This is a genomic window from uncultured Campylobacter sp. (assembly GCF_938045535.1).
In the GTDB taxonomy this organism is placed as follows: domain Bacteria; phylum Campylobacterota; class Campylobacteria; order Campylobacterales; family Campylobacteraceae; genus Campylobacter_B.
In genome coordinates this window covers 1-3,076 of the sequence record NZ_CALIMQ010000049.1, presented here as the reverse complement: position 1 = coordinate 3,076, position 3,076 = coordinate 1, and the positions used below count along the sequence as shown (strand labels likewise).

Sequence of the window (3,076 nt, the reverse complement as noted above, 5' to 3'; positions counted from 1 at the left end):
GGTCTCCATGATCGTCTCCTGCCGGGACCAGGAGGAGATCGACCGCTACTGGACGAGGCTGTCGGCCGTACCCGAGGCCGAGCGCTGCGGCTGGTGCGTCGACCGCTGGGGCGTCTCCTGGCAGGTCGTCCCCCACAACATCGCCGAACTCATGGCCGACGCCGCCACGCGCGAGAAGCTCCTGCACATGGGCAAGATCAACCTGGCCGACCTGTAGGCCACCGAGCTCACCACGACGGTCTCGGCAACGTTCAGGCAGATATTTCGTATTACACTTGTCGTATGGAAACCATTGATGGCGTGCCAGTCACCGACGAGATGATCCAGGAGTGGGCTGACGAAGCGGAACGTGGATACGACGTCGAAGTGCTGAAGAAGCGAGGACGCCGCCCCATCGGGGATGGTGCGGCGCGGGTCGTCCCAGTCCGTATGGACGACAGTCTGGTGGCCGCGGTCGACCAGCGCGCCGAGAAGGACGGCACCAGCCGCTCCGAGATCATTCGCTCGGCCGTACGAGCCTTCGTCGCGTGATCGACTGATGCCCAGCAGACCAGTGGCCCACCTCACCTCTGCAACAGGCATCCTGATTCGATGGAGCGCAAGGCAGCCCCTCGTGATGCGGTCGAGTACTGCCCGGTGGTGGCGTTCGTGTCGACCGGAGATCCCCTGTTCACCCTCGGTGACGGCCGCCCGATCTACGAGCAGCTGGTGGCACCCCACAAGCGCGCTGAGCCGTGATGAGGTCGGTCATCTCCTCGACTAGCCGGACGTTGCTCATCTCGACAAATCCCTGTCTGATCGTGCCGAGGCCGTCGAGCTCTGCCGTGCCGACTGCGACCTCGCGCAGATCCCATTCGGCGAGCTGGTGCAGGGCGAGGGCGTCATATATGTGCAGATCTGCGAGAAATGCGAGATTTTAGGCGGCTGCTTTCAGTGCACGTGAGGGCGGGGCTTTTAAAATTTGCGCCTCGAGCCCGCGCAAAAAATTAAGCTATAATTGCGTTTAAATTTAATTAAAGGAGAGATTATGGGATTATTCGGTTTGAACAAAAAGGCTGAGAAAGCGCAGGAGCCGAGCACGTTCGCGGGCAGAGTGGATAAATTTTGGGCGGAATTTAGCGGCATGGTAGACGAGATCAAGGCCGATCTGGCGGCGAAGGAGTTTGAAAAGGCGATGCAAAAGACCGATGAGAAGCTTCGTATCTGCCTTGCTGAGCCCTATTTTATGACCGGGCTTGCGGGCGATAAGCTTGATTTGGTGCTGACTCCCGAGGGCATGAGGCACCGCCTCTTTTGGCTAAGCTTTATCAAAAACGCTATGCCTAAGCAGCTCGAGTCCAAAATGCTCTGCACGCTCGGAAAGCCGCGCGCGCCGCGAGGTATCGGCGGGATCGAGATGTACGATACGCGCGTAAACGCCGAGGAGTCGATGATCTACGCGCAGTTTAACGAAAGCGACGTGGATATTAAAATTTACAACGAAAACCTAGCGGCTCTGCTCGCGCAGGACGAGGGCAAGGCCTATAACCTTAGCTTTATCCTGCTTGACAATATGATCGGCGAAACGGCGATCATAAATACGCTAGGCGAGCTTGAGGTACTAGCCCAGCCCAAAGAAAACGGCGTGCCGCTAAGCGAATTTGCCGATCTTATCGATGAGAAATTCGGCGAAAAAGCCGCGCGCGAACCGCTAAAGAATTTTTTCAGCTACGAGATGCAGCCGCGCGGTAGCGAGGTACGCGAGGACGTGATCGTGGGCACCACCTGCCTAACGGCCATAGTAAATCAATACCTAAACGGCGAGCGCGACATCTATAACGAAGCCTTCGAGCTTGGCATAAAATTTTGCTTTCTTAGCATCGGTAGCGGCGGCGACGTGCAGGCGGGCTTTGATCTGCGAAACAAGATCGAGGACGAGGAGCTAAAAAGCTGCGGCTCGTTTCTAGAGATAATCGGCGGCGCAACCGGGCAGAGGCACGCATACATCGATCTCATCTGCTATAACGAGGAGAAATTGAAAGAAAAGGTAGGCGAGCTTTGCAAAAAATATGGCGCGAATATACAAATCCATGACTTTAAACGGTAGCGACTCTAGTTTTTACCGTTACCAAAATTTGCGACTTAAGCGGTAGTGGCCTCTGTTTTGCGGCAGATAAATTTGAAATTTTGCGCTATTGCAGAAAATAAATTTTAAAATTCTACGTCGTCACGTAAAATAAATTTAAAATTTATCGCGCTGCACGCTTTTCGTTCGGTTTTACCATTTTGCCGGCACGCGGTAAAATTGAGCGAGCCGTAAGCTTGCGATATAAATTTTTGGCGATTTAGCAGTAAATCTGGATAAAAATTTGTGAGGTTCGCAGTATAAATTTGCAACGATAACATTTTGCTTTGGCTTCGGCGCAAAGCGAGCCTATTAAGAAGCTTAGGGAAGATAAAATTTTAAGGGACGAACATGAAAATTATCTCGAAATTTAAAGATAATTACGATTTTATGGTGTCAAAATACGGACTTGACGAGACTTTGGTCTATGACCGCAGAAACTCTACTCTAGTCGATGCGGACGAGCTATGGAGGCTTGACGAGGGCGATAAAAAGATCTTTGAAAGGAAGCTTAGCGGGTACCGCTTTATCGGCGGTAAATTTATAAACTGGAGTAAAACGGACGTAAATAAGCTGCCGCGCCTGCTTCACTCCGTAATTTTCATCGGCAAAAATTTAGTCCATATTTTCGCCTCTCAGGGTAAAATTTACACAAGCCTAGAGTTTGACGAGACGGAGCTAAGAAGGCAGTATCAGAATGACAGAACTTTGAGCTTTAGCGATGGATTTCGCGCCCATATCGTCTCGTGGCTAAGCAAGGTCGGCGAGCAGGCTACGCGCGAGGAAATTTTGCAGCTCGTGGCGCTAGAGGGCGACCGCAAAACGACGCTAAAAAATATTGTTCGCGACGATAAAATTATAAGCAAAGATGAAATTTTAAGCGCACCCATCGTATTTTTTAAGCTCACACAGAACATTCACACCACAGCGACAAATCCACAGCTTAACGCGATGGGGTTTTATATAGATGCC

Annotated in this window: 4 protein-coding genes and 1 pseudogene; 4 read left to right on the top strand and 1 reads right to left on the bottom strand. The window is 51.9% G+C overall.

Features of this window, described 5'->3' with window-relative positions; genetic code table 11:
* Together Q0095_RS01885 and Q0095_RS01880 are read left to right on the top strand one after the other, a co-directional pair.
* On the top strand, positions 1–217 hold a 217-nt coding region (locus tag Q0095_RS01885; protein WP_297880842.1), incomplete at its 5' end, for a VOC family protein.
* Positions 218–282: 65 nt separating this feature from the next.
* Positions 283–531, top strand: a complete 249-nt coding sequence (locus Q0095_RS01880) for a ribbon-helix-helix domain-containing protein (protein WP_278699408.1) — start codon at positions 283–285, stop codon at positions 529–531.
* Positions 532–721: 190 nt separating this feature from the next.
* Here Q0095_RS01880 and Q0095_RS01875 read toward each other — a convergent pair.
* A pseudogene (locus tag Q0095_RS01875) lies at positions 722–811 on the bottom strand (flagellar basal body rod C-terminal domain-containing protein); the annotation flags it as partial.
* A gap of 216 nt (positions 812–1,027) precedes the next feature.
* On the opposite strand from Q0095_RS01875, the gene Q0095_RS01870 reads away from it, so the two are divergent.
* Positions 1,028–2,086, top strand: coding sequence for a hypothetical protein (locus tag Q0095_RS01870; RefSeq protein WP_297880839.1), 1,059 nt, complete (start codon positions 1,028–1,030; stop codon positions 2,084–2,086).
* 369 nt (positions 2,087–2,455) lie between these two features.
* Positions 2,456–3,076: hypothetical protein (locus tag Q0095_RS01865; RefSeq protein ID WP_297880837.1), on the top strand; the 621-nt coding region annotated here is incomplete at its 3' end.